General features: G+C 65.9%; 3 protein-coding genes. All 3 read left to right on the plus strand.

What is annotated here, in order from left to right:
* Positions 1-1,102: endo-1,4-beta-xylanase (locus GBZ26_RS28385; RefSeq protein WP_174441662.1), on the plus strand; the 1,102-nt coding region annotated here is incomplete at its 5' end.
* 161 nt (positions 1,103-1,263) lie between these two features.
* Positions 1,264-2,190, plus strand: a complete 927-nt coding sequence (locus GBZ26_RS28390; RefSeq protein ID WP_174441663.1) for a methyltransferase domain-containing protein — start codon at positions 1,264-1,266, stop codon at positions 2,188-2,190.
* Positions 2,191-2,419: 229 nt separating this feature from the next.
* Positions 2,420-3,229: carbohydrate-binding domain-containing protein (locus GBZ26_RS28395; RefSeq protein WP_282184370.1), on the plus strand; the 810-nt coding region annotated here is incomplete at its 3' end.

Here is a 3,229-nt window from a genome sequence, read left to right on the forward strand (position 1 = left end):
CCCCACCCTGCGCGACGCCTGCCGGGCCGCCGGCATCCTCCACGGCGCCGCCCGCGACCATCTGATCGAGCCGGAAGACCCCATGCTCGACACGCTGATGGCGCGGGAATGCGACGTGGTGACGCCCGAAAACGGCGGCAAATGGGCCGTCTTCCAGCCGCAGGAGGGCAATTTCGACTGGGGCCGCTTCGACGCCGGGGTCGAACTGGCCCGCCGCATCGGCGCCAAGCCCAATTGGCACTGCGCCCTGTGGCAGCACATGGGCATGCCCGACTACATGACGCTGCCGGCCAGCCGCCAGCGCGCGCTGGGCATCGCGGAGAGCGCCTATTTCTCGGCGGACGGCACGCTGTCCGAGGAAAATTACTGGCCGCGCTTCACCGCCATGGTCGCGGCGGTCAAGCGGCGCTACGGCGACAATTTCTACCGCATCGACGTGATGAACGAGGCCTTCTTCTGGGAGACCGAGCGCAGCCACCCCCAGGAGCAGGACCGCCACGGCTTCCGCAAGGGCATGTGGTGGGTGGTGGCCGGCGGCGCCAAGGGGCCGGAATGGCTGGACCCCTTCTTCCACTACATCCGCAAGGAATTCCCCTCCGCCAAGCTGGTCATCAACGAGTTCGGCATCGAGATCGACGAGGGCTGGCAGCAGCGCAAGCGCGCCTACTTCCAGACCTGGCTGACCGACGCGGTCAAGCGCGGCGTGCCGATCGACGGGGTGGGGCTGCAAAGCCACCTGATGGCCGGCAAGCCCTACGACCGCGAGGGCATGAAGGGCTTCCTGCGGGCCATGGACCGGCTGGGCCTGCCCATCCACGTCACCGAGTTCGACGTGAACGAGAAGCACCTGCCGCGCTCCTGGTCGCGGGCGGAGAAGGACCGCGCCATGGCCTTCCTGGCCGGGCAGTATCTGGGCGACATCGCCGGGAACGCGCGGCTGGCCGAGCTGTGCTGGTGGCACCTGCGCTCCGACCTCAATTACATCTCCCGCGAGATGCCGGAACTGAAGCCCCACCCTTCCCCCTACGACGCGGCGTCGCGTCCGCTGCCGCTGTACGAGGCGTCGGTGCAGGCGCTGCGCGGGCGCAACCGGTCTGGTTGAGGCGGATCGGGGCGAGTCCGGTTGGAATGCGGCGCGGTACCCCTTCCGGCCCCGCTACCCCGCCCGATCGCGCGGCCCGTTCCGCCGTCCGCGCCTGTAAGGATTCCCGACAACGACCTTAGATTATCGGAACAGCGGCGTTTCTCCCAACGAGGTGATCTGTGGACACGTTGACGTCGGATGAGCTGGTCGCCCGCTACAAGCGGAAGTTCGGTCTGGCCCCGAACTACCCCCTCAGCGAAACCATGGTCCGCCAGCATTGGGACCTGGAACGCCAGCTCGCCCGCGAGCTGCTGGATTCCCGCCGCGAAGAGCGCTGGACGGTGTTCGAGCGGAACTACACCACCCTCTACAGCGAGTGCCCCTGGCTGAACGACGCGGTGGACACCGCGGCGCAGAACGACGAACTGGACTTCCGCCACTTCCTGACGTTGCTCAAGGGCGCGCGGGACGTCTACGAGGTCGGATCGGGCAAGGGCCGGCTGCTCAGCTATCTGGCCCGCCACGGCCACCGCTGCGTCGCCACCGAGATCACCCGCGAGCGCGGGGAGCGCTGGACGGATGAGCGCTCCAACGTGACGTGGCGCTGCTGCGACGGCGTGAACCTCGCCGAGTTCGAGCCGCGCGGCCATTACGACGCCGTCGTCTCCACCCATGTCATCGAGCATCTCCACCCCGAGGACGTGTCCGTGCACCTGTCCAACGTGCACGCCATCCTCAAGCCGGGCGGTCGCTACGTGCTCAGCATGCCGCACAAGCACGCCGGGCCGATGGACCTGTCGGAGGTCTTCGGGCTGGACGAGCCGATCTGCATGCATCTGCGCGAATACACCTGGAGCGAGACGGAGCGCGCGCTGCGCGAGGCCGGCTTCACCCGGATGGAGGCCGTCTACATCGCCCCGATGGCGGTCCGCCGGCGGATGCCCATCCATGGGTCCGGACGCGGATACCTCGCCTACGTGAAGGCCGTGGAATCCTTCATGGGGGCGATGCCGTTAACCCTGCGGCGCAAGCTCGGCAAGCTCGGCCAGCTCTACCTGTTCCGGCCGGAGGTCTTCATGGTGGCTCACAAAAGTCACGAGGGTTGAGGCGGCGAATTTCAGAAACCATTCTGTAACAAGACTTTACACTTTTCCCTCCCCGTGGCCGCAAGGCCCCACTGTGGCGCGGAAACCGCAGCGAAAGCGGATTTCCGCGCCTCATTCTTTTCACAGACCATCGTGGCTTTTGAGCCGCATTTCCCTAAAATCCGAAATACCTCGTTAACCAATTGGGCCTCACCTTTGCTCCACCGAAAATGGAGAGAGGTTACTTCCAATGGCAACGACCACCACGGGTCTCGTCGACACGACCTTCGTCGTCAACGCCTCGGGGCAGGCTGCCGGCGGGATCTGGCCGCAGTTCCGGCTGCTCCTGGATGGTGTCAACCTCGGCCAGGCGACGGTCAGTTCGACCAGCGACGGCCGGTACACCTTCAAGGCCCAGGTCGCTCCGGACCAGGCTCACAAGCTGCAGATCGTCTACTTCAACGACGGCTATGTGAACGGGCAGGACCGCAACCTGCTCGTCAAGTCGCTGGAAGTGAACGGCAAGTCCGTCGCCTCCACCAGCTCGCTGGTCAGCTACGACCGCGGCGCCTCCGACGGCAAGGACGTGATCCCCGGCCAGGAAGGCATGTGGTGGGACGGTTCGCTCGATTTCGCCCTGACCAAGGACTATTTCCCGGTCCCGACGCCGCCGGCCCCCGCCGGCAACAGCCAGGTCATCCTGAACCTGCAGGGCAACGCCGCAGGCGGCGTCAACGCGCATTTCAACCTGCTGATCGACGGCAAGAAGGTCGGCGAAGGCATGGCCGGCGCGTCGGCCAAGGACTACGCCTTCTCGATCAACGCCACGGCGGATCAGGCGCACAAGGTCCAGATCCAGTACGACAACGACGCCACGGTGAACGGCCAGGACCGCAACCTGCTGGTCAACAAGATCACCATCAACGGCAAGTCGGTCATGCCCACCGACAGCAACGTCACCTATGACAAGGGTGCCTTGGACGGCAAGGACGTGGTCAAGGGCCAGTCCGGCCTGTGGTGGAACGGCACGCTGGTGGTCGACGCCGACAAGAGCTTCTTC

The organism is Azospirillum formosense (genome assembly GCF_013340925.1).
Lineage (GTDB): Bacteria > Pseudomonadota > Alphaproteobacteria > Azospirillales > Azospirillaceae > Azospirillum > Azospirillum formosense.